24 protein-coding genes are annotated in these 25,087 nt (G+C 62.0%); 19 read left to right on the top strand and 5 right to left on the bottom strand.

Annotated features, from left to right (window positions below; genetic code table 11):
* The first annotated feature begins 68 nt into the window (after positions 1-68).
* From C5J26_RS12695 to lpxK, 6 genes are all read left to right on the top strand, one after another.
* On the top strand, positions 69-1,415 hold the full coding sequence (locus C5J26_RS12695; protein WP_105402199.1) for a TldD/PmbA family protein: 1,347 nt from the start codon (positions 69-71) through the stop codon (positions 1,413-1,415).
* A 5-nt stretch (positions 1,416-1,420) separates the two neighbouring features.
* Positions 1,421-2,224 (top strand): 3'(2'),5'-bisphosphate nucleotidase CysQ, encoded by an 804-nt coding sequence (locus C5J26_RS12690; protein ID WP_105402069.1) that lies wholly within the window; start codon positions 1,421-1,423, stop codon positions 2,222-2,224.
* Positions 2,225-2,287: 63 nt separating this feature from the next.
* A complete protein-coding gene (locus tag C5J26_RS12685) occupies positions 2,288-2,530 on the top strand; it encodes a DUF4170 domain-containing protein (protein WP_046630968.1) in 243 nt (80 codons plus the stop codon).
* A 169-nt stretch (positions 2,531-2,699) separates the two neighbouring features.
* Positions 2,700-4,019, top strand: coding sequence for a lipid IV(A) 3-deoxy-D-manno-octulosonic acid transferase (gene waaA, locus C5J26_RS12680; RefSeq protein WP_046611054.1), 1,320 nt, complete (start codon positions 2,700-2,702; stop codon positions 4,017-4,019).
* Positions 4,016-4,744 (top strand): HAD family hydrolase, encoded by a 729-nt coding sequence (locus tag C5J26_RS12675; protein WP_105402068.1) that lies wholly within the window; start codon positions 4,016-4,018, stop codon positions 4,742-4,744. Before waaA ends, C5J26_RS12675 begins: the two co-directional genes overlap by 4 nt.
* 90 nt (positions 4,745-4,834) lie before the next feature.
* Positions 4,835-5,881 (top strand): tetraacyldisaccharide 4'-kinase, encoded by a 1,047-nt coding sequence (gene lpxK / locus C5J26_RS12670; RefSeq protein WP_105402067.1) that lies wholly within the window; start codon positions 4,835-4,837, stop codon positions 5,879-5,881.
* Here the strand turns inward: lpxK and C5J26_RS12665 are convergent.
* Together C5J26_RS12665 and mutL are read right to left on the bottom strand one after the other, a co-directional pair.
* Positions 5,878-6,111: a DUF2093 domain-containing protein gene (locus C5J26_RS12665; RefSeq protein ID WP_046630976.1), complete on the bottom strand. Its 234-nt coding sequence runs from the start codon at positions 6,109-6,111 to the stop codon at positions 5,878-5,880. The genes lpxK and C5J26_RS12665 overlap by 4 nt on opposite strands.
* 66 nt (positions 6,112-6,177) lie before the next feature.
* Positions 6,178-7,992, bottom strand: a complete 1,815-nt coding sequence (gene mutL / locus C5J26_RS12660) for a DNA mismatch repair endonuclease MutL (protein WP_105402066.1) — start codon at positions 7,990-7,992, stop codon at positions 6,178-6,180.
* 360 nt (positions 7,993-8,352) lie between these two features.
* Between mutL and C5J26_RS12655 the strand changes: the two genes are divergently transcribed.
* Together C5J26_RS12655 and C5J26_RS12650 are read left to right on the top strand one after the other, a co-directional pair.
* Positions 8,353-10,026: a response regulator gene (locus tag C5J26_RS12655; protein WP_105402065.1), complete on the top strand. Its 1,674-nt coding sequence runs from the start codon at positions 8,353-8,355 to the stop codon at positions 10,024-10,026.
* Positions 10,027-10,126: 100 nt separating this feature from the next.
* The gene (locus C5J26_RS12650) at positions 10,127-11,482 is read left to right on the top strand and encodes a bifunctional diguanylate cyclase/phosphodiesterase (protein WP_105402064.1); all 1,356 of its coding nucleotides are present in this window, start codon (positions 10,127-10,129) and stop codon (positions 11,480-11,482) included.
* Between the two features lie 111 nt (positions 11,483-11,593).
* Here C5J26_RS12650 and C5J26_RS12645 read toward each other — a convergent pair whose 3' ends face one another.
* A complete protein-coding gene (locus C5J26_RS12645) occupies positions 11,594-12,211 on the bottom strand; it encodes a PRC-barrel domain-containing protein (RefSeq protein WP_105402063.1) in 618 nt (205 codons plus the stop codon).
* Positions 12,212-12,403: 192 nt separating this feature from the next.
* Entirely contained in the window at positions 12,404-13,285 is an 882-nt protein-coding gene (locus tag C5J26_RS12640; RefSeq protein WP_105402062.1) for an SMP-30/gluconolactonase/LRE family protein, read from the bottom strand.
* Between the two features lie 412 nt (positions 13,286-13,697).
* On the opposite strand from C5J26_RS12640, the gene C5J26_RS12635 reads away from it, so the two are divergent.
* From C5J26_RS12635 to C5J26_RS12585, 11 genes are all read left to right on the top strand, one after another.
* A complete protein-coding gene (locus tag C5J26_RS12635; protein ID WP_105402198.1) occupies positions 13,698-14,429 on the top strand; it encodes a LuxR family transcriptional regulator in 732 nt (243 codons plus the stop codon).
* A gap of 375 nt (positions 14,430-14,804) precedes the next feature.
* Positions 14,805-15,995: an iron-sulfur cluster carrier protein ApbC gene (gene apbC, locus C5J26_RS12630; RefSeq protein ID WP_105402061.1), complete on the top strand. Its 1,191-nt coding sequence runs from the start codon at positions 14,805-14,807 to the stop codon at positions 15,993-15,995.
* A gap of 309 nt (positions 15,996-16,304) precedes the next feature.
* On the top strand, positions 16,305-17,276 hold the full coding sequence (locus tag C5J26_RS12625; RefSeq protein WP_105402060.1) for a magnesium transporter CorA family protein: 972 nt from the start codon (positions 16,305-16,307) through the stop codon (positions 17,274-17,276).
* 14 nt (positions 17,277-17,290) lie between these two features.
* Positions 17,291-19,192, top strand: coding sequence for a potassium transporter Kup (locus tag C5J26_RS12620; RefSeq protein WP_105402059.1), 1,902 nt, complete (start codon positions 17,291-17,293; stop codon positions 19,190-19,192).
* 169 nt (positions 19,193-19,361) lie between these two features.
* On the top strand, positions 19,362-20,516 hold the full coding sequence (locus C5J26_RS12615) for a cell wall hydrolase (protein ID WP_172730195.1): 1,155 nt from the start codon (positions 19,362-19,364) through the stop codon (positions 20,514-20,516).
* Between the two features lie 267 nt (positions 20,517-20,783).
* Positions 20,784-21,146: an AtpZ/AtpI family protein gene (locus tag C5J26_RS12610; protein ID WP_105402057.1), complete on the top strand. Its 363-nt coding sequence runs from the start codon at positions 20,784-20,786 to the stop codon at positions 21,144-21,146.
* Positions 21,147-21,207: 61 nt separating this feature from the next.
* Positions 21,208-21,960, top strand: a complete 753-nt coding sequence (locus C5J26_RS12605) for a F0F1 ATP synthase subunit A (protein WP_046630996.1) — start codon at positions 21,208-21,210, stop codon at positions 21,958-21,960.
* A gap of 66 nt (positions 21,961-22,026) precedes the next feature.
* Positions 22,027-22,254 (top strand): F0F1 ATP synthase subunit C, encoded by a 228-nt coding sequence (locus C5J26_RS12600; protein WP_037087706.1) that lies wholly within the window; start codon positions 22,027-22,029, stop codon positions 22,252-22,254.
* A gap of 83 nt (positions 22,255-22,337) precedes the next feature.
* Positions 22,338-22,946: a F0F1 ATP synthase subunit B gene (locus tag C5J26_RS12595; RefSeq protein ID WP_080950975.1), complete on the top strand. Its 609-nt coding sequence runs from the start codon at positions 22,338-22,340 to the stop codon at positions 22,944-22,946.
* A gap of 4 nt (positions 22,947-22,950) precedes the next feature.
* Positions 22,951-23,436, top strand: coding sequence for a F0F1 ATP synthase subunit B (locus C5J26_RS12590; RefSeq protein WP_046631000.1), 486 nt, complete (start codon positions 22,951-22,953; stop codon positions 23,434-23,436).
* A 76-nt stretch (positions 23,437-23,512) separates the two neighbouring features.
* On the top strand, positions 23,513-24,280 hold the full coding sequence (locus C5J26_RS12585) for a nucleotidyltransferase domain-containing protein (RefSeq protein WP_105402056.1): 768 nt from the start codon (positions 23,513-23,515) through the stop codon (positions 24,278-24,280).
* On the opposite strand, the gene C5J26_RS12580 is transcribed toward C5J26_RS12585, so the two are convergent.
* On the bottom strand, positions 24,277-24,945 hold the full coding sequence (locus tag C5J26_RS12580; protein ID WP_105402055.1) for a ribonuclease HII: 669 nt from the start codon (positions 24,943-24,945) through the stop codon (positions 24,277-24,279). The two genes, C5J26_RS12585 and C5J26_RS12580, sit on opposite strands and share 4 nt — an antisense overlap.
* Between the last annotated feature and the right edge of the window lie 142 nt (positions 24,946-25,087).

The following is a 25,087-nucleotide window of genomic DNA, read 5'->3' as shown; positions in this document are numbered from 1 at the left end:
TCGGCGAGCCGCCCTTGATGCTTCTGACAGTGCACAATAAATGGGACGAGAATGAAAGGCTTGCAATCATGACCTCTGAAATCGATTCCGCCGAACTGCTTTCCCGCGCCAGCCAACTGATCGATCTAGCCAAGGCCGCGGGAGCGGATCAGGCGGATGCGGTCGTGGTTCGCTCCCGGTCCCGTTCCGTCAGCGTCCGTCTCGGCAAGGTCGAGGGCACGGAAGCGTCCGAGAGCGACGATTTCTCGCTTCGCGTCTTCGTCGGCCGCCAAGTGGCGAGCGTCTCGGCCAATCCCGGCTTCGACATGAAGGTGCTTGCCGAGCGCGCCGTCGCCATGGCCAGGGTCTCTCCCGAAGATCCTTTCGCCTGCCTTGCGGACGAGGCCGATCTCGCCAGATCCTATCCGGACCTCGAACTCTACGATCCGACCGATGTACCGACCGATGCATTGCGCGAAGCGGCGCTCGAAATGGAGCAGGCGGCGCTCGACGTTGAGGGTGTCACCAATTCCTCCGGTGCCGGCGCGTCGTCCGGCATGGGCGGCCTCGTGCTCGTCACCTCCCACGGCTTTTCCGGCAGCTACATGGCATCCCGTTTCGGCCGTTCTGTCAGCGTCATTGCCGGCGAGGGCACCAAGATGGAGCGCGACTACGATTTCGACAGCCGCCTTTATGCCGCCGACCTCGACGATCCGAAGCTGATCGGTCTCCGCGCCGGCGAGCGCGTCGTCAAGCGCGTCAATCCGCGCCAGGTCGATACCGGCAGCAACGTCACCGTCGTCTTCGATCCGCGCATCGCCCGCGGTTTCGTCGGCCACATCGCCGGGGCCATCAACGGCGCGTCCGTCGCCCGCAAGACCAGCTTCCTGCGCGACAAGATGGGCCAGCAGGTGCTCAAAGCCGGGCTCAGCATTACCGACGATCCGCTGATCGTGCGCGGTTCCGCCTCACGCCCCTTCGACGGCGAGGGCGTGTCCGGCGAGCGCATGGTCATGATCGAGGACGGCGTCCTGAACCACTGGTTCCTGTCGACATCGACGGCGCGCGAACTGGGGCTTGTCACCAACGGCCGTGGCGTGCGCGGCGGCACGGCCGTCTCGCCTGCTTCCACCAATCTGGCGCTGGAGCCAGGCGAAATCTCGCCCGAGGAACTGATCAAGTCGATCGGCAACGGTTTCTACATCACCGAACTGATCGGCCAGGGCGTCAACATGATCACCGGCGAATACTCGCGCGGCGCGACCGGCTTCTGGATCGAGAACGGCGAGCTCGCCTATCCTGTTTCGGAAGTGACGATCGCCTCCAACCTCAAGGACATGTTCATGCGCCTGACACCGGCCAACGACATCGACCGAAAGTTCGGCGTCGCCTCCCCGACCATCGCCATCGAGGGCATGACGCTGGCGGGACGCTGATCCCGATGACGGTTGCTGAAGCCTGGGGGCAGGACCTCGAACTCATTCTCGACGCGGCGCGCCAGGCCGGCGACATCGCCCACGGATTTTTCGGCCGCTCGCCGGAAGTCTGGTGGAAGAACGAGGGCAAGTCGCCGGTCAGCGCCGCCGACTTCGCCGCCAACGACCGGCTGCAGAGCCTGCTCCTGACGGCCCGGCCGAACTATGGCTGGCTTTCCGAGGAAACCGACGACGATGTCGCCCGGCTTAGCTGCGAAACGCTCTTCGTCGTCGATCCGATCGATGGCACCCGCGCCTTCATCAACGGCGAGAAGACCTGGTGCGTCTCGGTCGCCGTCGTGCATCGCGGCCAGCCGGTGGCCGGTGTTCTTGTGGCACCGGCACTCGACGAGGAGTTTTCCGCGGTGAAGGACGGGCCAGCGCTGAAGAACGGCCGGCCGATTTCCGTCACCGCCGGCCGCAGCAATGGCGAACTGGTCATCGCGGCCGACGAGAACCTCGTCAAGAAATTCGAGCCGGAGTTTCGCGACGAAGTCCGCCGGGTGCGGCATGTACCGTCGCTCGCCTATAGGCTCGCCATGATCGCCGACGGAAGCATTGACGGCACCGTCGTCAAGCGTGCCTCCCACGACTGGGATCTGGCCGCCGCCGACCTCATCCTCGAACGGGCAGGCGGTCGCCTCGTCGATCTTGCCGGCAACCGGCTTGTCTACAATCGCGAGACCGTCAGCCACGAAATGCTGGCCGCCGGCGCCGAACACGCGCTCCACAGCCTTTTACCCCAGCTCGCGAGGCTCGCTCCGGGTTGACCTTTCCATGGGAATGCAGCAGAGGAAGAGCCGGGGGAGCTGGAACGGACGGAATATCGGACAATGACGGAAACGGGCGAAAAGAAACAACTTCTGCACCTGGTCTTCGGTGGCGAACTGCAGAGCCTGGAGGGCCTCCAATTCAAGGACCTTTCGGCGCTTGATATCGTCGGCATCTATCCGGACTACGCAAGCGCGCTGATCGCCTGGCGAGGCAAGGCGCAGCAGACGGTCGACAACGCCCATATGCGGTATTTCATCGTCCATATGCACCGTCTGCTCGATCCTGATACTAAGTCGGCTTGAGATAAGCCTCGCGTTTTACAATGTGCTCGCAATGCTGGTCCCTCGCCTGGTATCGATCCCGGGGACCCTTTTTTGACGCATTTGTAAAACACAAAAAACTGGGTTACGGATGAGCAATCGGAGGGTCTATCACATTGATGGCGGCCATCACGCATCGGGGGCAAACACGGTGAGCAAAATTTCTGCGCGCCTGGCTCTCGTTGGTTACCGGGTGGCCGGTATTTCCCTTTATCCCCTGGTCGGTCCTTACCTTGCCTATCGCGCCATGAAGGGCAAGGAAGACAGGACCCGCAAGCTGGAACGGCTCGGTTATGCAAGCCTTGCCCGGCCCCGTGGCCCGCTCATCTGGGTGCACGCGGCAAGCGTCGGGGAAACCATCGCCATCATGCCGATGATCCGCGAACTGCGGCGCCGTGAGATCCACATCCTTCTGACGACGGGCACCGTCACCTCCGCAAATCTCGTCCGGTCGCGGCTGGCTGACGAGGTGATCCACCAATACGTGCCGCTCGACCTGAAATTTCCGATCAAGCGGTTCATCGCCTACTGGAAGCCGGATGCCTGCATCACGGCGGAATCCGAGATCTGGCCGACCACCATCGCCGAACTCGCCCGCCGCCGCATTCCGCAGATCCGCGTCAATGCCCGCATCTCCGACCGCTCCTTCGATCGCTGGCGCAACCGCAGCTCGATCGCCGAAGCCATCTTCGGCAAGATGGCTCTGGTGGTCGCTCAGTCGGATCTGGATGCCGAGCGCTTCCGCGATCTCGGCGCCTGGCCTGTCATCGCTTCCGGCAACCTGAAGAGCGATACCGACCCGCCGCCCTGCGACGAGGCAGTGCTGGCAAGCTATCGCAAGCAGATCGGCAGCCGCCGGACCTGGGCGGCGATCTCGACTTTCGACGGCGAGGAAAAGGCGGCGGCGACCGTCCACAAGGCGCTGAAACCGAAGAACGGCCAGCTGACCATTCTCGTGCCGCGCCACCCCGATCGCGCCGACGCGGTCGAAGAGATGCTGAAGGAAATGGGCCTGACCGTGGCGCGCCGCTCGCGCAACGATGTCGTAACCCCGGAGACCGACGTCTTCCTCGGCGACTCCATCGGCGAAATGGGGCTTTACCTGCGTTTGACCGAAATCGCCTTCGTCGGCAGGTCGCTGACGAACGAGGGTGGGCAGAACCCCCTGGAGCCGGCCATGCTCGGCTGTGCCGTGCTTTCCGGCCCGCATGTCCAGAATTTCCGCGACGCCTACCAGCATCTGGTGCGCAAGGGCGGTGCCCGCATCGTCAAGGACGTGGAGATGCTGGCAAAGGCGGTCCACTACCTGATGATCAACGATCTCGCCCGCGTGAAGATGATCGATTCCGGCCATGACGCGATGGACGAGATGCGCGGTGCGCTGTCGAAGACGATCAAGGCGCTGGAGCCCTATGTCAATCCGCTGACGGTCAGCGCCAGGCTGCAGCCGAAAGCCGCCGCCGTTCGATGACCCCGGAAAAGCTTGCACACATCGCCGGCATCCTGTTCGACAAGGACGGCACGTTGTTGCTCTATGACGAGAGTTGGGGGCCGGTGAACCGCGAGGCTGCCCGCATCGCTTCCGCCGGCAACGCCGAACTCGAACCGCAGCTTCTGTTTTCTGGCGGCATGGACCCGGTATCGGGCCACACCCGGCCGGACAGCCTGCTGGCCGCCGGCAATGCCGCCGAGATCGCCGCGGGCTTTGTTGCTGCCGGTTCGCCGCTCGAAGTGGGTGAGCTTACCCGGCTGCTCGACGACCTTTTCATCCGTTCGGCCGAATTTTCCGTGGCCGTCACCGATCTGGCGGCGCTGTTTGCCAAGCTCAAGGCGCGGGGCTTCAAGCTCGGCATCGCCTCCAGCGACAACGAGCAAGCGATCCGCCAGACCGCCATCCGCTTCGGCATCATCGATCATGTCGATTTCATCGCCGGCTACGACAGCGGTCACGGCGTGAAGCCGGAGCCCGGCATGGTGCTCGGCTTCTGCCGTGCCACCGGGCTTGATCCCGCCGAGGTCGCCATGGTCGGCGACAACAATCACGACATGCATATGGGTGCGAGCGCAGGCGTCGGTCTGAAGGTCGCGGTGCTGACCGGCACCGGCTCCCGCGAAACGCTGTCGGCATCGGCGGATATCTGCCTTGCCGATATCACCGCGCTCATGGACCTTCTGCCGGAAAAGCTTCACGCCTGAAGCGGGCTTTGGTTTCAAAGACTTGCCTTTTTTCCAAAACTGCCATTTTGTTCGCGGGCTGTTTCAGGACGGATCAGCCGGAGTTTGGGTATGGTATCGGAAGCACCGCCATTCTGGTGGACGAAAGCGGATTGGCGTGCCTGGGGCCTTGCCCCTGTTTCGTTTCTTTATGGCCGTATCGCCGGTCGCCGCATGGCCAAAGCCAGGCGCGCCAGCATTCCCGTGCCGGTCATCTGCGTCGGCAATTTCACGGTCGGCGGCGCCGGCAAGACCCCGACCGCCATCACCCTTGCCCGAGCTGCAAAAGAAAAGGGCCTGAAGCCCGGTTTCCTCAGCCGCGGTTACGGCGGTTCGCTTGACGTCACGACCGTGGTCGATCCCGAGCACCACTGGGCCGAGGCGGTGGGCGACGAGGCGCTATTGCTCTGCCGCGAGACGTTGACGGTGATTTCCCACACCCGCGTCGAGGGGGCTCATCGACTGGTCGCCGAAGGCGCCGACCTGATCATCATGGACGACGGTTTCCAGAGCGCCCGCCTGGCGCTGGATTTCGCCCTCGTCGTTATCGACACGGTGCGCGGCATCGGCAACGGCCATCTCGTGCCGGGCGGGCCGGTGAGGGCGCCGATATCCGAGCAGATGCGTCAGCTCTCGGCGATCCTCAAGGTCGGCAACGGCGAGGCGGCCGACCAACTGGTGCGCCAGGCCGCCCGAGCCGGCAAGCAGATCTATGTCGCGGCGCTGAAGCCGCGCGAAAATCGCGACATCGCCGGCAAGGCGCTGTTCGCCTTCGCCGGCATCGCCGATCCGGAAAAATTCTATCGTACCGTCAGAGAAGTCGGCGGGCTGGTCGTGGAAAAGCGCGACTTCCCCGACCATCACTATTTCAGCGAGGACGAGATCTCGGACCTCCTGGATGATGCCGCCAAGGACAAACTGACGCTCGTCACCACCGCCAAGGATGCGGTGCGGCTGCAAGGACATCACGGGCGCATGGAGGAACTGGCGGAAAAGGTCAGTGTGGTCGAGGTCGACATGGCGTTCGACGATCCGCAGGCACCCGGCAAGATCATCGATACGGCGATCGCCAATTTCCGAGAGCGACGGATTAGGGAAGGGAATGCCGCGAAGGTTTAGCCGCGGCTCTGGTTGGGCAGAATGCCGGCGCGCTTGTCGGCTTCCAGCGAGGAGGCGCAATCGACATAGGGTTCCTGCCGGGCGACGCTCCAGTACCGCAATTCGTCGATCGGAATCTGCGCCCCCGTCATGGCGCATATCACATAGGAGCCGGCGGTCAGGATCTGGTAGTCGCCATCGAGATACCGGATCTTCGCTTCGCGGAATCCGCTTCCCTCGAACCGGTTCATCTGTCGTCTCCTGCGGAAAAACATGGCGCCTGCTCTACCCCGATTGAACCTGAATTGCCAGCTTTTTCAGCTTCGGCCGAAGAGCCGCTCGATGTCGGAAAGCTTGAGTTCGATATAGGTGGGCCGGCCATGGTTGCAGGTACCGGAGCCGGGCGTCGCTTCCATTTCCCGCAGAAGCGCGTTCATCTCCTCCGGCCTCAGCCGCCGGCCGGAACGCACCGAGCCGTGGCAGGCCATGGTGGCGGCGACATATTCGAGCTTGCCGCGCAGGCCCCCGGCGGTGTTCCATTCGGCGATCTCGTCGGCGAGGTCCCGGACCATCGAGGCCGCATCGACTTCGCCGAGCATGGCGGGCGTCTCGCGCACGGCGACAGCGCCCGGACCGAAACGTTCGATCGCCAGGCCTAGCCGGTCAAGTTCCGTCGCATTCGCCATCAGCCGGTCACAATCCTCTTCCGGAAGGTCGATGATCTCCGGGATCAGCAGGACCTGGCTCGCCAGCCGCTTGTTGTCGAGCGCCTTGCGCATCGCCTCGAACACAAGCCGTTCATGGGCGGCATGCTGGTCCACGATCACCAGCCCGTCTTCGGTCTGCGCCACGATATAGTTTTCGTGAACCTGCGCGCGGGCGGCACCCAGGCGGTATCGCGGCACGGCTTCGCCAGCGGTCCTCGGAGCGGGCTCCGCGATCACCGTATCGGCACGGGCTGTCGGCATGGTCAACACGTCGAAGCCGGATTGCGCCTGTTCGGCAAAGCCGTTGGCCGGCTGCGGATGGAGCGGCCTGAACGGCGAAGCGGCTGCCGCCCAGGGGGTGCGCGGCGCGGCGTTAGCCGGCTGGAAGCCGGGTCGGAAGGCGCGCATCATGCCCGATGTTCCGGTTGTCGCCGCCCGGTCGCCCTCGCGATGCAGCGCCTCGCGGATCGCCCCGACGATGAGGCCCCGCACCAGGCCGGGATCGCGAAAACGCACGTCCGACTTCGCCGGATGCACGTTGACGTCCACCAGCGCCGGATCGATCTTGATCGACAGGACCGCCACGGGATAGCGGCCGGAGGGAACGCTTTCCGCATAGGCGCCGCGCAGGGCCGACAGGATCAGCTTGTCCTGCACCGGCCGTCCGTTCACGAAGGCATATTGATGCGCCGAGTTCCCACGGTGAAAGGTCGGCACGCCGACGAAGCCGGAAAGCCCGACATCTTCCCGCATCGCATCGATCTCGATCGCATTGTCGCGGAAATCGGCACCGAGGATCTGCGCCATGCGGGCGAGATGGTCGTCGCCGGTCGCCGGGAATTCGAGCGTCGTGCGATCGGACCCGGACAGCACGAAGCGGATATGCGGGAAGGCGATCGCCATGCGCTTGACCACTTCGGTGATTGCGCCGGCCTCGGCCTTCTCGGTCTTTAAAAATTTCAGCCGCGCCGGAGTCGCAAAGAAGATGTCGCGCACCTCGACGACCGTGCCGGTATTGGCCGGTGCCGGCTTCACGCCGGACATCTTGCCGCCGATCACCGCCACCTGCGATCCTTCCGAATGACCGTTGCGGCGGCTGGTGATGGTGAGCTTCGCCACCGAACCGATCGAGGGCAGGGCCTCGCCGCGAAAGCCGAGCGTGCGGATGTCGTCGAGCGTCTCGGATATTTTCGACGTGCAGTGTCGCCGTACCGCAAGATCGAGATCGGCCGCATCCATGCCGGAGCCGTTGTCGGTAATCCGGATCAGGCTTTTGCCGCCGGCGGCGGTGGCGATCTCGATGCGGGTCGCGCCGGCATCGATGGCGTTTTCGATCAGTTCCTTCGCGGCGCTGGCGGGCCTTTCGATGACCTCGCCGGCAGCGATCTGGTTGATCAGGGTCTCGGGGAGCTGTTTGACGGACATGCGCCATTTTCCCGGATTCGGCGCCGGAAGGAAAGCCCGGATCGCACCTTTCCTAACCGATTGAAATGAACTTTAGGTTGATGCACGGCCGTTCATTAATCCGGCTTTAAGATAAACGAGATATTTTGTTCCGTATTAAACTTGGATGAAACCGGGGAGGCGCCAGCTTCCCGCGAGTGACCGGGATGGCGGCCAGCTGGGCACCGTCATGCGAGCCCCGATTACCCGTTGAGGACTTGGAGCCAGCATGTTCCCACGCCGACAAGACGAAAACTAGAAGGAATAACGCCGAGAGGCGAATATCGGCATTACGGCCCGGCCTTTGTCCGGTCCGAAAAAGCATACGGGGAGTTCCATCCTATGAATGATTTGGCGTCGGCGGACGCAAACATTCAAGCTGTCATGCTCGAAGTGATTTCCGAGGGCATTTCCGGCGGCGTATTTGTCTATGACAAGAATGACTTGATCGTCTTTGCGAGCCAGCAATTGCTGACCCTCCTGCCGGTTCCGAAGAGCTTTCTGACGCCCGGCACGCGCCTTCGGGATTTCCTCGGGGCCGTCTACGATGGCGGCGGACGCTTCCTGACCGATGCTTCAGGTCCGCGTCGCATGCTGAGCCGTGAGGACTGGATCGCTGAGCAGATCGCCACTCTCTGGAAGGAACGGGCCGAGTCGCAGGAACGCCGCGGCACCGACCGCTGGGTGAGCTTCACCAAGCGCCGCCTGCCATCCGGTTACGGCGTCTGCGTCGTCAGGGATATCTCCGATCACAAGAAGCGCGAGGAACAGTGGCGCGCCGACATGGAACGGGTGCAGATCACCGAAGAGGTGCTCGACAACCTGCCGTTCCCGATTACCGTCAAGGACAGCAGCCTGACCTTCGTCGCCGTCAACAAGATGGCCGCGCGCTTCCTCGATCTGCCGCCCGAAGCAATTCTCGGTCACAAGGGATCCGATGTTCATCCGCCGCAGGTGGAGCAGCGCCTGGACCGCATCAATCGCGGGGTCCTCGATCTTGGCGAGCCCCAGCAGATGTCCGAACTGGTGATCCGGCCGGACGGCTCGCAGGTCGTCATCATCGCCAACAAATACCGTATCGGAAAGCCGGGCCGTTATTACCTCGTCACCGCCATGGAAGACATTACCGGACTGGTCGCGACCGATGAAGACGGCGAGGAGATCAAGCCGCGCATGAGCCGGGGCGGATTGATCGCCACTTCGCTGGCTCGGCAGGAGCGCGACGTGCCAGTGAAGGCGGCGGTTGCGCCCGACACGACGTATCTCTCCAACCGCAAGGTTCTTGTCGCCTCCTCCGATCCGAGGACGAGCGCCGAGGCGCTGGAAATTCTCGATGATCTGGGGTTCGACACCTCTTCCGTTTCAGACGGTGAGGAACTGGAGCTCTTCCTGCAACTGGCAAAGGAAGCCAGCATCGCAATCGATCTCGTCGTCGTGGACACACTGGCGGACAAGGCTTGCCTCGAAATCGTCCAGCGGCACCGCATTCCCGCCTTGGCGATCAACGGGGTCCGGGTGAAGCGGGAACTGGCCGCCGGCGTCACTCGCCAGTTCAGCCAGCCTGCCGCAAACGAGACTGCGCACGACGAAGACGCCTGGATTGCCTCGCAAGCCGGCGAAAGCGCCGGCATCGACATTCTGGTTGCCGAAGACAACGAGGTGAACCAGATCGTCTTCTCGCAGATCCTCGAGGGCCTGGGTTATCGTTATGCGGTCGCCGCCGACGGCGAAGAAGCGGTCCGGCTCTGGCAGGAGCGGTCGCCGCGGCTGATCCTCATGGACATCACCCTTCCAAAGCTCAGCGGCTTCGATGCGAGCGTGCGCATCCGGAACCTGGAGACGGTCGACAACTCCATTCCGATCATCGGCGTCCTTCCCCAGGCCTTCGAACGCGACCGGGACCAATGTTTCGCCTCCGGCATGAACGAGGTGATCCTCAAGCCGATAAGTCCCGAGGCGCTGGAAGCCGTCTTCCAGACGTTTCTCGGCATGCCCGCAAAACAGACGTATGCTTAACCGATTAATCAATCTGTTCATGTAAGTTAAGCCCGGGCCATCAATTTTTAATCTTTTTCCCGCATCCTGCGCCGGTCTGTGAAGCGCAACGGGATTATTCATGAAGTCGGCGGGAAACCCATTGCCGCAGGTCAGCCAGAATGAACTGCAGGCAATGGCCTACAGTGACGCCCTGACGGGACTTGGAAATCGATACCGTCTGCGTGACAAGGTGCGCCTGCTGGCTGCCGAGCGGGCCCAGGATCCTGCACCCTTTACCATCTGCATTGCCAATCTCGACGGTTTCAAGCCGATCAACGATCTGTTCGGCGCCGAAGCAGGCGACGAGATCCTCTGCCAGGTCGCTCATCGCCTGAAAGCCTGCATTCCAGACGGCGCGACCGTTACCCGCCATGACGGCGACGAGTTTGCCTTCATCCTGCCTCTGGTCTTCGAGCGCGTCGGCGCCGAACGTATCGGCCAGATGATCAAGGACGTCCTGTCCGCCCCCTACGATCTCGGCGACCGCAACGTCCGGCTTTCGGCCTCCTTCGGCTTTGCGATCTATCCCTTCGCCGGCGCGGATTTCGAGGAGCTGCTGAAAAGCGCCGAAACCGCGCTCTACCGCTCGAAACGCCGCGGCCGGGGACAGATCACGGTCTACTCCCGCGAAATCGCCCAGGAGATGAAGCGGGCGACACAGCTGGAGCAGGCGCTTCGCAACGCCATCATCGCCGATGCCGTGGATGTCCACTTTCAGCCGATCGTTCGCATCAGCGATGGCGCAGTGGTCGGTTTCGAGGCGTTGGCCCGCTGGATCGATGCCGATCTCGGCTTCGTCTCGCCTGCGGTTTTTGTGCCCCTTGCCGAAGAGCGCGGTTTTATTGACGCGCTTTCTGAAACGTTACTGCACAAGGCTGCGGAGGCTGCACTCTCCTGGCCGCGCGAGCTTTTCCTCTCCTTCAACCTCTCTTCAGCGCAGCTGATGGACCCCGGCACGACCGAGACCATCCTCGCGACCCTCGCACGCGTCGGCCTCGATCCCCATCGCCTGGAGCTGGAAATTACCGAAACGGCGGTGATGACCTCGGCCGATACGGCGCAGCGCATCATCACCGACCTGCGCCAGCAGGGTGTCCGCATCTCGCTCGACGATTTCGGCACGGGCCAGTCGAGCCTTGGGCGGTTGCGGGACTTCACTTTCGACAAGGTGAAAATCGACCGCGCGTTCGTCTCGCGCATCACCACGGACCGCGCGTCGGAACACATCGTCAAGGCGATCATCGCCATGTGCGACGGGCTCAACCTGGCCGTGGTCGCCGAAGGCATCGAGGAAAAGGCCGATGCGGACAAGCTCAATGAACTCGGCTGCGCGATGGGGCAGGGCTATTATTACGGCAGACCGGCTGACAGCGCTGTCACCCTGCGCTACCTCCAGGAACACTACCGCGATTTCATGACCATCGAGCGGGCCTGACCGAGGCCTGGTTTGCGTTCAGTACCTGTAAAAAGGGGCGGCACCTGCGGTACCGCCCCATTTCGTGGTGACGACGTGTCACCCGTTCCGGACCCTTGACTGATCGAGCGCTTATTTGCTCGGGGCAGCCGGTGTCGTCGACGGGTTAGTAGCGCCGCCTGCAGGCATCGAGGTGCCGGTGGAGGACGTGGTCGTCCGGTCGGTTTCTGCCTGCTTGTCTGCCAGGCTCTTGAATTCCGGAGCGGCCTGAAGGGCTTCTGCCGTTTCCGTGGTGGACAGACGGACTTCGTTGTTGTTTTCCGCATCACGCGTCATGGTGATCTTGTCCATCGGCAGAGCGATTTCCTTCTCGCCGATGCCGAGGAAGCCGCCGACGCCGACCACGGCTGCAACGATGCCGCCGCTTTCTTCAAGAATCAGGTCGTTGACGTCGCCGATGCTCTTGTCTTCTGCGTTGTAGACCGACTTGCCGATATAGTCGTTGGCGCTGATCTGGTTTTCAGCCTGTTCGGTCAGGTAGCCGCCGGAAGCAGCGGCCGTGTCGGTGCCGGTCTTCGGAGCCGGCGTTGCGGCGCTGTCAGCCGGTTTTGCAGCCGGATCTGTCGGAGCGGCAGGGGTTGCCGGAGCCGGGGAGGCCGGCGGCGTCGGCTGGGTCTGGGCATATGCCGGTGCAATGGCGGTGGACGCCAAAAGAACAACGGCTGCCATCGTGCTAAGGGTCTTCTTCATAACGAACCTACCTTCCTCTGCTCAAAATTATCTCTGAACACGCGGCCCTCCGTTACGGAGCTCTCCGACCGCGCTGGTTCGAGAGGAAAATGTTATGAGGACGGATTGGTTCCGGCTAGGATTGCTGAAATTTTAGGCGTTTGGGCTGGAACTTTTTCGCGTTTTGCTTGTTTGAAGCGCTCTTTGCGTCCTTTAGAGGCGATAGGCTGGCTCCGGATCGCATTGGATGGAAACGGTGATTTCGAACAGCGAGCCGGCAAAGGGGTCGGCAGCGCGAGCGGCCTCGTCCAGTCCCTCCCGCGCCGAAGTCACGGCCAGCCGGTCCTTACCGATGAAGGCGGGGCAGGTGGTCTGTTTTGCCGGCACCATGTGACGCGACAGATGCCGGCCGTCAGCCGAATAATGATCGACAGCACCCTCGCCCCAGCGGGCGTTCCAGATCGTTCCGTCGCTGGCGCAGATCGACCCGTCGATGCCGCCCGGCCTGCCGTTCTCGTCGACCAGGAGCTCGGCTTGGCCGTTTGGCAAGCCCGTCGCGGGGTCGAGGGATACCCGCATCAGCCGGTTGATGCGGGTGTCTGCATAATAACCGATCGCCCCGTCGGGCGAGAAGCAGATCGAGTTAGGGATGCTGATGCGGTCGAAAAGCTTCGTCACCTCGCCCTGGCGGACATGATAGATAGCGCCGGCGCCGTCCTCGGCTTTTCGTCCCATGGTTCCGATCCAGAGGCTGCCGGAGGGATGGACCCTGCCGTCGTTCGAACGGTTGCCCGGCTTTTGCGGCTCCAGTTCGAGATAGGGGGATAGCGCGCCGGTCGCGCGGTCACGGATGAACATCCCCTTGTCGCTCGCGATCATCTGTCGGGCGGCGTCGATCGAGGCAAGCGCGCTGCCCATCACCGGCAACGCATGAACGATCTCCCGCCCGGTCGGCAGGTGCAATTCGTGCAATCCCTTGCCGAGAATGTCGAACCACCAGAGCGTCTCCGTTTCCGATTCGAAGGAAGGGCCTTCTCCAAGTTGGCACAGGGAGGAGGAAAGGACACGGCCTTCGAAAGCGTGTGTGGTCGCCATGTGAAATCTCCAATTGCATATCGAGGTGATCGATTAGTATCATCGACGGGAGAGAGTCGGCAAACTCGCCGCATAGGTGATTTGATCCCCAACAATTATCTCCTGACAAACGGCTGGAGGCATGCAAAAGGTTTGCAAATCCGAGTAGATGTCATCATTGTCGAAAGTTGACAATTGATGTCGTGATATTCGGAATTGATAGTAGCCACAAATTTAGCATCTAATTAAAATCTGAAATAGCAGCCTCCACCACGCAGGCACGTTCGGCGGGAGCTATCCGGGCAAATCCGGAGAGCCTTTTCCGTTCCACGGGTCGGAGGCGGGCAATGCGAATATAAAGGACCGGATTGGGCGGATGTATGGGAAACACCAGGAATCGCTCGACGCCAACCGGCGGACAGAGAAGCAGATGATGGCCAATACCGAGAAAGCAGAAGAAGCTCGTGTCTTTGGCGGAAGTGTCGGAGAAATCGCGGATCTCAAGACACAGTTCGACGTGTTCCGGTTCATGAAGCGGGTAACCGAGCATTATGGTTGCCGCACGTTCATGGTTCTCAACCTGCCCCACGCCACCTCGCTCGAACTGTCCAACAACACGGTGATTACCAACTGGCCTGCCGAACTGCTGTCTCTTTTCGACCGCGAAGGCATGATGCAGACCAGCCCCGTACTTCGGCGGCTGCGCACCTCCACGATCCCGTTCACCTTCGATCTCGAAACGGTGCCGCCCGAGCGCCAGGGACCGGCCATCCGCGGCATGTTCGGAAGGTTCAATCTTGTCCGCGGCGCTTATTTCCCGGTCCATGACATGTCCGGCAGCCGCGGTGCCGTTTCCTTCGCAGGCGACGGCCTGCCGTTCACGCACCAGCAGATGATGGAGTTGATGTACATCTCCATCCACGTCTTCGAGCGCCTGGCGGAAATCCGCAACCTCGATGTCCGCACGACGGACGTGCTCACCGACCGCGAGATCGACTGCCTCAACTGGACGGCTGCCGGCAAGACCAGCGCGGAAATCGCAGAGATCCTCGGCCTCTCCGAACACACGGTCAATCACTACCTGAACCGTGCGGCCAAGAAGCTGGATACGGTCAACCGCACCCAGGCGGTCGCCAAGGCGCTCAGAATCGGTTTGATCAAGTAGCCAATAAAATGCTGCGGCGCACAAAATTTCACCACTGCTCAAGCATTAACCGGTCACGAAATGCCGCTTCCATCAGGGGATGTTGCGCCGCAGCAGGGCTTTCGGCCAGAAGTGGTTGAAAAAGCTCATCAATAGGAAGTATCTTCCCGTCTGGCATGTTTCGTGCTTCTGTAGGAACAGGTCCAGAGGGGACTGCAAGCGCCCCAAGAGGCGTGACAAGAAAAGCTGCCGTTCGATCAGTGCGCCACATGGCTGCCGATCGAACGGCGGTTTATCTTGCTTGCCCGTGGCAATGCCGAACTCCTATATATCTGCGAACGCGACATCCCGTTTTGAGGGATCGGCATCGCATCAGGCATTCGGGAGTTTGAAATCATGGCCGACGTGACGAAAGAGGAAGTGCTGGCGGTTCTCGCCAAGGTGCGGGGGCCGGACCTCGAAGGTGATATCGTCTCGCGCGGCATGGTCTCGGACGTCTTCATCTCCGATAACAAGGTCTATTTCTCGATTACCGTCCCGGCAGCGCGGGCGAACGAACTGGAACCGCTGCGCGTGGCAGCGGAACGTACCGTCAAGGCCATGCCAGGCGTCAAGGGCGCGCTGGTGACGCTGACGGCGGACCGCAAGGCCGGTTCCGCTCCGCCTCCGCGCCCGCAGCCTGCCGCACCCGCTGCTCATTCGCATTCGCATGGGCACGCCCATGATCACGGGCACAGCCATCCGCCCCAAGGCCAGCAGCCGGGCCAGCCGCCGCAGCGGGAAAAGCCCGGTGTGCCGGGTGTCGGCGCCATCATCGCGGTGGCATCCGGCAAGGGCGGCGTCGGCAAGTCGACGACGGCGGTCAATCTCGCGCTCGGGCTCCAGGCGAACGGCCTGCGGGTCGGCATTCTCGATGCCGATATCTACGGGCCGTCGGTGCCGCGGCTCCTGAAGATCACCGGCCGTCCGCAACAGATCGAAAACCGCATCATCAAGCCAATGGAGAATTACGGCCTGAAGGCCATGTCGATGGGTTTTCTCGTCGATGAGGAGACGGCGATGATCTGGCGTGGGCCGATGGTCCAGTCTGCGCTGCTGCAGATGCTGCGCGAAGTCGCCTGGGGCGACCTCGACGTGCTCGTCGTCGACATGCCGCCGGGTACCGGCGACGTGCAACTCACCATGGCCCAGCAGGTGCCGTTGGCCGGCGCGGTGATCGTTTCGACGCCGCAGGACCTGGCGCTTCTCGACGCGCGCAAGGGGATCGCCATGTTCCGCAAGGTCGAAGTGCCGCTGCTCGGCATCGTCGAGAACATGAGCTATTTCCTCGCTCCCGATACCGGCAAGCGTTACGACATCTTCGGCCATGGCGGCGCGAGAAGCGAGGCGGAACGGATCGGTGTGCCGTTCCTCGGCGAGGTTCCGCTGACGATCGACATCCGCGAACGGTCCGATGCGGGCACGCCCGTCGTCGCCTCCGATCCCGAAGGAGCCTCGGCGAAAATCTACCGTGAGATTGCCGCCAGGGTCTGGGCCGAGCTCGGTGGCCTTACTCCCCGACCGGCGCCTGCAATCGTTTTCGAATAAGAATCCGCATATATGTTCCTGACCATTTTGGAATACCTCCCGCGCGCCGATGGACGGTCACTTTGGCGGCCGTTGCCGGTCAAGGCTTTGATGTAGGCCGCGAATCACCTTGTTGCCGAAGCCCCCTTGAACATATTCGGCGCGGGAGTCATGTTGCAGCGCCCACTACGAGATTGGGACGGCTCTTGATTTTGACTATGGCTGTCTCTATAGGCCCGTCCCGCTGGTGGCCGGCTGGCGGTCCCTAAACCAAGGGCCGGCAAGCCCGCTTCTCGTTCAGTGCCGACGACCTGCGGCCGGAGACCACGATTGATCAATGCCTATAGCGCCACGGGCTCCATGAAGACGCTTGCGCCAGCCGAGGCGCTGCGACAGCTTGCCGACGATATCGTCTGGATCGATCTGGTTGAACCGACTCCGCAGGAGGACGCCTATGTCGAGGGTCTCCTCGGAATTCAGGTTCCGACCCGCGACGACCTGAAGGACATCGAACCTTCGAGCCGGCTTTATGTGGAGAAGGACTCGGTGTTCATGACCGCGTCGCTTGTCTGGCGCGCCGATGGCAAGGATCCGCAGCTCACGGACGTCGCCTTCATCCTGTCCGGCAGCCGGCTGATCACCGTGCGCTACGCCGAGCCGAAAAGCTTCCAGCTGTTCATCGCCAGCTTGAGCCGTCTGCCGGAACCGGGGCGCGATGGCGCCACGTTGCTTGCAAAACTTCTGGAAACCATCGCCGATCGCACCGCCGAAATTCTTGAGCAGACGGTCGATCACGTCGATGCGCTCTCGACGGAAATCTTCCGCGACCGCGGCAAGCGCCGCCCGCCGCAGTTCCTGGAACGCAAGCTGGCCGACATCGCCGAATATCACCGGCTGATCAGCAAGGTGCGCGACAGCCTAGGTTCGCTCGCCCGGCTGTTGACCTTTCTCATGAACGTGCCATTGATCAGCCAGGACAAGAGCGACGACAACCTCTGCCGCACCGTTGCGCGGGATGTCGACTCGCTTTCGGAACACGCCTCCTACATCGCCGGCAACATCGCCTTTCTGCTGGATGCCTCGCTCGGGCTGATCAATGTCGAGCAGAACTCCATCATCAAGATATTCTCCATCGCGTCGGTCGTGTTCCTGCCTCCGACACTCGTTGCCTCGATCTACGGCATGAACTTTAAATTCATGCCGGAACTCGAGTGGCATATCGGATATCCGCTCGCGATCGTCGCGATGCTCCTGTCCGCCATCATCCCCTTTTTCTTCTTTCGCTGGAAAGGCTGGCTTTAAGCCGGACATCCCCCATGGGTCACCCCGCTGAACATCACGATGCCGAGAAAACGAAGGTCCAAGGCCTTTTTGCGCTCGCACTCGGCTCCGTCGGCGTCGTCTACGGCGACATCGGTACGAGCCCGCTTTATGCATTCCGCGAGGCTTTGAAGCCGATCGCCCACGACGGCGTCACGGAACTCGAGATCATCGGCCTCATCTCGCTGATGATCTGGACGCTGACGATCATCGTCACGTTCAAATACGTGCTTTTCCTGCTGCGCGCCGACAACGACGGCGAAGGCGGCACGCTGTCGCTCCTTGCACTTCTGACCAAGTCCGCCAATGGCCACAGGGCAGTGCTGATGCTGCTCGGCCTCATCGGCGCGGCGCTTTTCCTTGGCGATGCGATGATCACTCCGGCGCTGTCGGTGCTGTCCGCGGTCGAGGGCCTGAAGCTGGTGGCGCCGTCGATGAGCAGCGCCGTGGTGCCGATCTCCGTCGGTATCCTGATTGGCCTTTTCGCCATCCAGTCGAAGGGAACCGGCCTCGTATCGCGCTTCTTCGGGCCGATCACCGCCGTCTGGTTCATCGTCATGGGCGCCGGAGGCGTCGCCCACATATCCGACGACTACAGCATCCTGGCCTCCTTCAATCCGGTCTATGCGGTCGAATTCATGCTGAACGAGAGTTTCGTCGGCATCGTCGTCCTCGGCGCCGTTTTCCTGACTGTCACTGGTGCCGAAGCGCTTTATGCGGACCTTGGCCATTTCGGCCGACGTCCGATCCAGTGGGCCTGGTTCACGCTTGTCTTCCCGGCGCTGACCTTGAACTATCTGGGGCAGGGCGCTCTGGTGCTGAAGCATCCGGAAGCGATGTCCGATCCGTTCTACCTGATGTTCCCGCAATGGGCGCTGCTGCCGGTGGTCATTCTCGCGACCGCAGCCACCATCATCGCCAGCCAGGCGGTAATCACCGGTGCTTTCTCGCTCGTCCGCCAGGGGATCCATCTCGGTTACCTGCCGCGCATGCAGATCCAGTTCACCTCGGAGACCAATACCGGGCAGATCTTCTTGCCGTCGGTCAACACCCTGCTTCTGGTCGGCGTCATCGCGCTGGTACTGGGTTTTGAAAGCTCGGAATCGCTGGCCACCGCCTACGGTATCTCGGTGACAGGCGCGATGGTCGTCACCACGCTGATGGCGTTCGAGTTCGTGCGCGTGAAGTGGAAATGGCCGCAGACCTTTGCGATCTGCATTCTGGCTCCGCTGCTTGCCCTGGAATTGGTCTTCCTCGGCGCCAACCTCTTGAAGGTACACGACGGCGGCTGGGTCCCGGTCATGATGGCGATCATCTTCACCATCGTCATGTGGACCTGGAAGCGCGGTACCGCGATCCTCTTCGAAAAGACCCGCCGCATCGACGTGCCGCTCGAAACCTTCATTCCGATGGTCGAGAAGAAGAGCGATCATGCGCCGGTCTCCGTGCCCGGCGTCGCGATCTTCCTGACCAGCGATCCGGAAACCGCGCCCGCAGCGCTGCTGCACAACATCAAGCACAACCACGTCCTGCACGAAAAGAACGTGGTGCTGACCATCATCACGGTCAACAAGCCGCGCGTGTCGCTGGAGGAGCGGTTCAAGATCGAGAAGGTCTCGGAGCGTTTCACGTTGATCGAACTGCGCTTCGGCTTCATGCAGTCGCACAATGTCTCGCAGGCGCTCGCTTATCTGCGCAAGACGGGCTTCAAGTTCGACATCATGTCGACCTCCTTCTATCTGGGCCGCCGCAAGCTGGTGCCTGATGCCGCGTCCGGCATGCCCATGTGGCAGGACCGGTTGTTCATCGCGATGGCCAACACCGCGACCGACCCGTCAGACTATTTCCACCTGCCGGCCAACCGCGTCGTCGAACTTGGCTCGCACGTCATCATCTGAGATGCGCCGTTGGCATGGCCCTTCGCTGACATTGATGTGAATGTGCTAATTCAAGCCGGCGGCCAGGCGTTTCGGCAGCCGGCGTTAACCGCTCATCAAGGTTAATCATTGATCTTCATCGGGTTCTTGTTGCCCTGTGGAGTTTCCGGTTTTGCGTTCGAATAGTGTTTTGCGTCGCAAGTCCTCATCCGGACTGAGTGGATGGACTTCCCCGGCCGTTTTCGGCCTTGCCTGCTGGCTGATCTTTCCGTCCGCCCCGGCTCATGGCGATCTCGCCGACCTTCTGACCGGTTTCGATGGCGCCGAACAATGGCGCATGGTGCTCACCGATTCGCCGGCGGGCTCGATCCATCAGGCTTCGCTGGCATTTCCCGGTCTGAAGAACGCAATCTCTGGCAATGCCGGTCTCGAACTCCCGGACGGCCGCAAGATCGCGCTCGTCGACGAGAAGAAATCCTCCGATCCGCGGCCCGATGAAGACCGCGTCAACCGCGCCGCCAAGAAGGGCCGCATCGTCACCGTCGAACGCATGCAGCCGCCCAAGGCCTTTTCCGCAGGCTCCGTGCTGCAGCGTTCGAGTTCGCTGACCCTGCCGCTCGACGCCCGTGATGAACTGACCAGGTTTGCCAAGGCCGGCAAGAGCGAGAAGCCCGTCGAACTCGCCGCCTTTTATTTCCGCAAGAAGGACGAGCCGAAGCCGGAAGACGATCTGATGCCGATGATCGCGAGCCTCATCAACAACAATCAGGCCGATGTGCTGGCAACCGCCTATGCGCCGGCGGCGCAGGATTTCGCCAAGGAATCGCCCTTCGATGCGATCCTCACGGAAAAGCCGAGCACCGGCCGCTTCATTCCGCCGATCGGTCTCGACGATCACGCCTGGGCTGCGACGCCGTTGCCGCCGGCCTCCTTTTCGGCACGCGAGCAGCAATGCCTCGCCTCCGGCATCTATTTCGAGGCGCGCGGCGAATCCGCCCGCGGCCAGGCGGCAGTCGCCCAGGTCATCCTGAACCGCGTCCGCAATCCGGCCTATCCGGATACGATCTGCGACGTCGTCTACCAGAACGAGGACTGGCGCAACCGCTGCCAGTTTTCCTTTGCCTGCGACAATATCAAGGATCGCATCCGCTCCGAATATCATTGGAAGATGGCACGCGAAGTGGCCATGGCGGTGACCGCCGGCAAGATCTGGTTTCCGGAAGTCGGTTCAGCCACCCATTATCATGCCGTCTATGTTCGTCCCGACTGGGCGCGCACGATGAAGAAGGTCGGCCGCATCGGCCTGCACGTCTTCTACCGCACTTATGGCGGCGGCTGGAGCTGAGCCGGTTCCCGTCGCTTCAACGGGCGGCGATTCCCGCGACAGTTTTACCCGACTCCGGTTGTACTCGTTTTAACCGGTTGAATTTGCTCGGTTAATTTACCTCAATCGAAGAACCTTGGACGCCTTGACTATGGGGGCGGGCAAAACTATGTTGCGCGCGACTTGAAAACGGGCCGGACGGCGCGAAATCCCCCGCCAACTGCACTTTTTTGCTGTTGGAAAGCATAAAACCGGTTGTGCCGGGAGCAGAAATAGGGGAGGACGCACATGACGGATCACCGCGACGATGGTCTGGAAGAGCGCCGGCGGCGTCTTTCCGCAAAACTTGCGGAAAGGAAGGCCGAAGACGACGCAGAGGCGAGGCGGGACGCGCAATCTGAAGAAAGCCGAAAGGGCATGGCCCTCGGCTTCAAGATTTCCTCCGAGTTCATCTCCGCGATCGCAGTGGGTGCGATTCTGGGCTACGCGCTCGATTATTATGTCGGCACATCGCCGTGGGGGATGATCATTCTTCTCCTCCTCGGCTTCTGTGCCGGTGTCTTGAACGTGCTTCGCTCGGTGGGAAAGGTGGCTCAGCCGCCTGCCCTGCAGAAGCGCAGTGACGGAGACGGAAAGGAAGGCGACCTTTAAGAAGGGCGCTTCCGGCGAAGTGAAGGGAGCCGCTCAAAGCGGCGAATGAAAGAGGTAGACGGTGGCAAACGATCCGATCCATCAGTTCCAGATCAGCAAGATCGTTCCGATCGAAATCGGCGGCATCGACTTCTCCTTTACCAATGCTTCCCTGTTCATGGTTGCGACCGTGGCTTGCGCCGCAGGTTTCCTCTATTTCTCCACCTCGCAGCGCTCGGTCGTCCCGGGCCGCGCGCAGTCGGTGGCGGAAATGTCCTATGAATTCATTGCCAACATGCTGCGCGAAGGCGCCGGCAGCCATGGCATGAAGTTCTTCCCGCTGGTCTTTTCGCTGTTCATGTTCGTGCTGACCGCAAACCTGCTCGGCATGTTCCCCTATTTCTTCACGGTCACCAGCCAGATCATCGTCACCTTCGCGCTGGCAATTCTCGTGGTCGGCACGGTCATCGTCTACGGTTTCTACAAGCACGGCCTGCATTTCCTCAAGCTCTTCGTGCCGAGCGGCGTCCCGGGGGCACTGCTGCCGCTGGTCGTGGCGATCGAAGTGATCTCGTTCCTCTCGCGTCCGATTTCGCTCTCCGTTCGTCTGTTCGCCAACATGCTGGCCGGCCATATCACGCTGAAAGTGTTCGCGGGCTTCGTCGGCTCGCTCGGAGCACTCGGCGCACTCGGCATCGGTGGTGCCATCCTGCCCCTCATCATGACCGTCGCCCTGACCGGTCTCGAATTCCTCGTCGCCTTCCTCCAGGCCTACGTCTTTGCGGTGCTCACTTGCATGTACCTCAACGACGCGGTCCATCCCGGCGGGCACTAAGGATAAAGACATTGGCGTCATAGGCGTCAGTCTACAGCCGCAACAACCATTTCGAAGGAGTTTCTCATGGAAGCGGAAGCAGCAAAGTTCATCGGTGCAGGCCTGGCTTGCTTTGGTATGGCCGGCACGGCTCTTGGCCTCGGCAACATCTTCGGCAGCTACCTGTCGGGCGCATTGCGCAACCCGTCTGCCGCTGACAGCCAGTTCGGCCGTCTGGTATTCGGCTTCGCCGTTACGGAAGCTCTGGGCATCTTCTCGCTGCTCGTCGCTCTCCTTCTCCTGTTCGTGGTCTGATATCTAGGCCAGGAATTCGGATCGCGGCCGCCTGAACAGGGCGGCCGTGGTCTTTCGCATTTGGAATTCACCTGGAGGTGATGATGTTCGTGACCTCGGCATATGCGCAGACCGCGCCGGCCGCTCCAAATACGCCTGCTGCGCCCGCTGGCGAAGTGCATACCGAAACCGGCGTTGCCCACGGCGGCGAACACAAGGGTGCGTTCCCGCCCCTGGATTCCACCTATTTCGCTTCGCAGCTTCTGTGGCTGGTCATCAGCTTCGGCCTCTTCTACCTGCTGATGAAGAAGGTCATCGTTCCGCGCGTCGGCGGCATTCTCGAACACCGCCACGACCGGATCGCCCAGGACCTCGACGAGGCCGCCCGCCTGAAGGCGGAAGCGGACGCCGCCGTCGAGACCTATGAAAAGGAACTGGCAGCTGCCCGTTCCAAGGGCCACAAGATTGCCGAAACCGCTCGCGAGGCCGCCAAGACCAAGGCCGCCGCCGACCGCGCCGCGATCGAGGCCGAACTGACCGAAAAGCTGGCCGCTGCCGAAACCCGCATCGGCGAGATCAAGGCAAAAGCTTTCGCAGAGGTTGGCCAGATCGCCGAAGAGACCGCCACCGCCATCGTCGATCAGCTGATCGGCGCCAAGGCAAGCGGCGACGACATCAAGGCTGCAGTTGCAGCCGCGAAGACGGAGGCCTGATCCAATGACATTGGATGCAACATTTTTCGCACTTGTCGCTCTCGTCATCTTCCTGGCCCTGATCGTTTACCTGAAAGTGCCGGGGATGATGGCGAAGTCGCTCGACGAGCGCGCCGCCAACATCGGCAAGGAGCTCGACGAAGCCAAGCGTCTGCGCGAAGAAGCGCAAACCCTGCTCGCCGAATACCAGCGCAAGCGCAAGGAAGCCGAAGCGGAAGCCGCCCAGATCGTGGCTGTCGCCGAGCGTGAAGCTGCGGCCCTGACCGAGGAAGCTCGCCAGAAGACCGACGAATTCGTCACTCGCCGCAACGCGCTTTCCGAGCAGAAGATCAAACAGGCCGAGGCCGAAGCGATCGGCGCTGTGCGCGCTGCCGCAGTCGATCTCGCAATTGCCGCTGCCCAGAGCGTCATCGCCCGCAAGGCCGATGCCTCCACCCAGGACACGCTCTTCCAGGACGCCGTCGGCAAGGTGCAGTCGAGACTGAACTGATTTCAGTCACACAAGACTTCCAGAAGCCGGGGCGAAAACCCCGGCTTTTTTTGTTTTGGGCGAAAGGAGGATCGTGATGGCTTTGGTTGCGGGAAGTCTGTCGAGGGAACGAGCACTGTCGCTAACCGAACGGTTTCTGGCGGAGCGGTTTGCCGATGCGGACTTCGCCTTCGTGGCCGGCTCCATCATGCGTGGCACGGGAACGCCATCCTCCGATATTGATCTCGTCGTACTGCATTCTGCCCTGCCGCATGCCCATCGCCGCTCGGAGGTCTTCGAAGGCGTGCCGTTCGAAGCCCTGGTACATGACGAGGGGACCTTGCGCTGGTTTCTTGAGGCGGATGTAAAAGCGGGCCGCCCCGTGCTGATCCGCATGGTGACCGAAGGAATTCCTATCGGTCCGCGGCCGCAGCGAGCGGATGAGCTTCGCCGCGAGACCGAAACTCTCCTGGTCAAAGGCCCGCCGCAGTTGGACCAGGATGCGCTCGACCGCATGCGTTATGCCATATCGAGCCTGCTGACCGATCTTGCCGACGAACGGCCTGAGTTCGAACGGGTGGCGATTGGCTCGGCGCTTTATCAGGCGCTCGGTGATTTCATCCTGCGCAGCAACGGGCAATGGTCGGGGGCCGGAAAATGGCTGCCGCGGCAGATGACAGCATTCGATCCCGTGCTGGGCGATGCATTCGTCGAGGCCTTCGACATGCTGTTTCGCGAAGGAGAGGCTAAGCTGGTCCTGGATTGCGCGGAACAAGTCTTCGCCGCACATGGGGGACTGCTGTTCGATGGCTATCGCGCCGACGCGTTGCCCGAATGGCGTAAATGGGGAAGGAGTGCCGGTTAGCTTTCCGGCAGATCATCCTTTTTGAGCGGCCGAAAGCTCATCCGGTGCAGCAAGCATGGGCCATGCGTCTCGATGCCGGCGCGGTGCTGGGGCGTCCCGTAACCGACGTGGTTGGCAAAACCGTAACCGGGGAAGACCAGGTGCGCGCGGGTCATCATCCGGTCGCGGGTGACTTTTGCGATGATCGAGGCGGCGGCGATCGACACGGAGCGGGCATCGCCCTTGATGACCGCCTTGCCGGGGCAGCAGAGCCCCTGCGGCACGTCACGGCCGTCGGCGAGCACATAGGCCGGCGTCACGGCAAGCCCCGCCACCGCGCGGCGCATGGCGTCGAGGCTGGCGCGCAGGATGTTGCGCTCGTCGATATGGCGTGGGCCGGACGCGGCGATCGACACTTCGGCCGTCGCCATGATCGCCTCGAACAGAATTTCCCGCTGGGCTGCGGTGAGTTGCTTGGAATCGTTGAGGCCGTCCGGGATATTGCCGGGGTCGAGGATGACGGCGGCGGCCACGACCGGGCCTGCCAGCGGCCCGCGTCCCGCCTCGTCGGTGCCTGCGACCGGCCAATGGCCGGCCTGGCGTGCCACAAGCTCCAGACTGAAATCCGGAACCAGCGGAACATCTTCGAAAAGCATCGGAGAATCGGGCGACGTGCGAGGTAACATGGCGGCAACCTCGCACGTCGTCCCGACCTCCTGCAACCCCCGGCCAAGCGATTGCGGCGTCGCTATCCACCGAGGGGCGGCGGTGGAACCCGGGGTATTTTTCCGACGCGGGGGACAGGGCGGGTCGCGTCGGAAATGGGAA

It is taken from the genome of Neorhizobium sp. T7_12 (genome assembly GCF_002968535.1).
In the GTDB taxonomy this organism is placed as follows: Bacteria; Pseudomonadota; Alphaproteobacteria; order Rhizobiales; family Rhizobiaceae; genus Neorhizobium; species Neorhizobium tomejilense.
Note: the sequence above shows the minus strand (reverse complement) of the source record. Positions and strands in the feature narration are given on the sequence as shown.

Excerpts from the sequence above, each read along its gene's own strand:
- C5J26_RS12635 (WP_105402198.1), top strand. The coding sequence starts at position 13,698 with ATGGCCAATACCGAGAAAGCAGAAGAAGCTCGTGTCTTTGGCGGAAGT.
- mutL (WP_105402066.1), bottom strand. The coding sequence starts at position 7,992 with ATGTCCGTCAAACAGCTCCCCGAGACCCTGATCAACCAGATCGCTGCC.
- C5J26_RS12580 (WP_105402055.1), bottom strand. The coding sequence starts at position 24,945 with ATGTTACCTCGCACGTCGCCCGATTCTCCGATGCTTTTCGAAGATGTT.
- lpxK (WP_105402067.1), top strand. The coding sequence starts at position 4,835 with ATGGTATCGGAAGCACCGCCATTCTGGTGGACGAAAGCGGATTGGCGT.
- C5J26_RS12675 (WP_105402068.1), top strand. The coding sequence starts at position 4,016 with ATGACCCCGGAAAAGCTTGCACACATCGCCGGCATCCTGTTCGACAAG.
- C5J26_RS12685 (WP_046630968.1), top strand. The coding sequence starts at position 2,288 with ATGACGGAAACGGGCGAAAAGAAACAACTTCTGCACCTGGTCTTCGGT.
- C5J26_RS12620 (WP_105402059.1), top strand. The coding sequence starts at position 17,291 with ATGGGTCACCCCGCTGAACATCACGATGCCGAGAAAACGAAGGTCCAA.
- C5J26_RS12610 (WP_105402057.1), top strand. The coding sequence starts at position 20,784 with ATGACGGATCACCGCGACGATGGTCTGGAAGAGCGCCGGCGGCGTCTT.
- C5J26_RS12585 (WP_105402056.1), top strand. The coding sequence starts at position 23,513 with ATGGCTTTGGTTGCGGGAAGTCTGTCGAGGGAACGAGCACTGTCGCTA.
- C5J26_RS12595 (WP_080950975.1), top strand. The coding sequence starts at position 22,338 with ATGTTCGTGACCTCGGCATATGCGCAGACCGCGCCGGCCGCTCCAAAT.
- C5J26_RS12655 (WP_105402065.1), top strand. The coding sequence starts at position 8,353 with ATGAATGATTTGGCGTCGGCGGACGCAAACATTCAAGCTGTCATGCTC.
- C5J26_RS12590 (WP_046631000.1), top strand. The coding sequence starts at position 22,951 with ATGACATTGGATGCAACATTTTTCGCACTTGTCGCTCTCGTCATCTTC.
- C5J26_RS12665 (WP_046630976.1), bottom strand. The coding sequence starts at position 6,111 with ATGAACCGGTTCGAGGGAAGCGGATTCCGCGAAGCGAAGATCCGGTAT.
- C5J26_RS12640 (WP_105402062.1), bottom strand. The coding sequence starts at position 13,285 with ATGGCGACCACACACGCTTTCGAAGGCCGTGTCCTTTCCTCCTCCCTG.
- apbC (WP_105402061.1), top strand. The coding sequence starts at position 14,805 with ATGGCCGACGTGACGAAAGAGGAAGTGCTGGCGGTTCTCGCCAAGGTG.
- C5J26_RS12690 (WP_105402069.1), top strand. The coding sequence starts at position 1,421 with ATGACGGTTGCTGAAGCCTGGGGGCAGGACCTCGAACTCATTCTCGAC.
- C5J26_RS12650 (WP_105402064.1), top strand. The coding sequence starts at position 10,127 with ATGAAGTCGGCGGGAAACCCATTGCCGCAGGTCAGCCAGAATGAACTG.
- C5J26_RS12695 (WP_105402199.1), top strand. The coding sequence starts at position 69 with ATGACCTCTGAAATCGATTCCGCCGAACTGCTTTCCCGCGCCAGCCAA.
- C5J26_RS12645 (WP_105402063.1), bottom strand. The coding sequence starts at position 12,211 with ATGAAGAAGACCCTTAGCACGATGGCAGCCGTTGTTCTTTTGGCGTCC.
- C5J26_RS12600 (WP_037087706.1), top strand. The coding sequence starts at position 22,027 with ATGGAAGCGGAAGCAGCAAAGTTCATCGGTGCAGGCCTGGCTTGCTTT.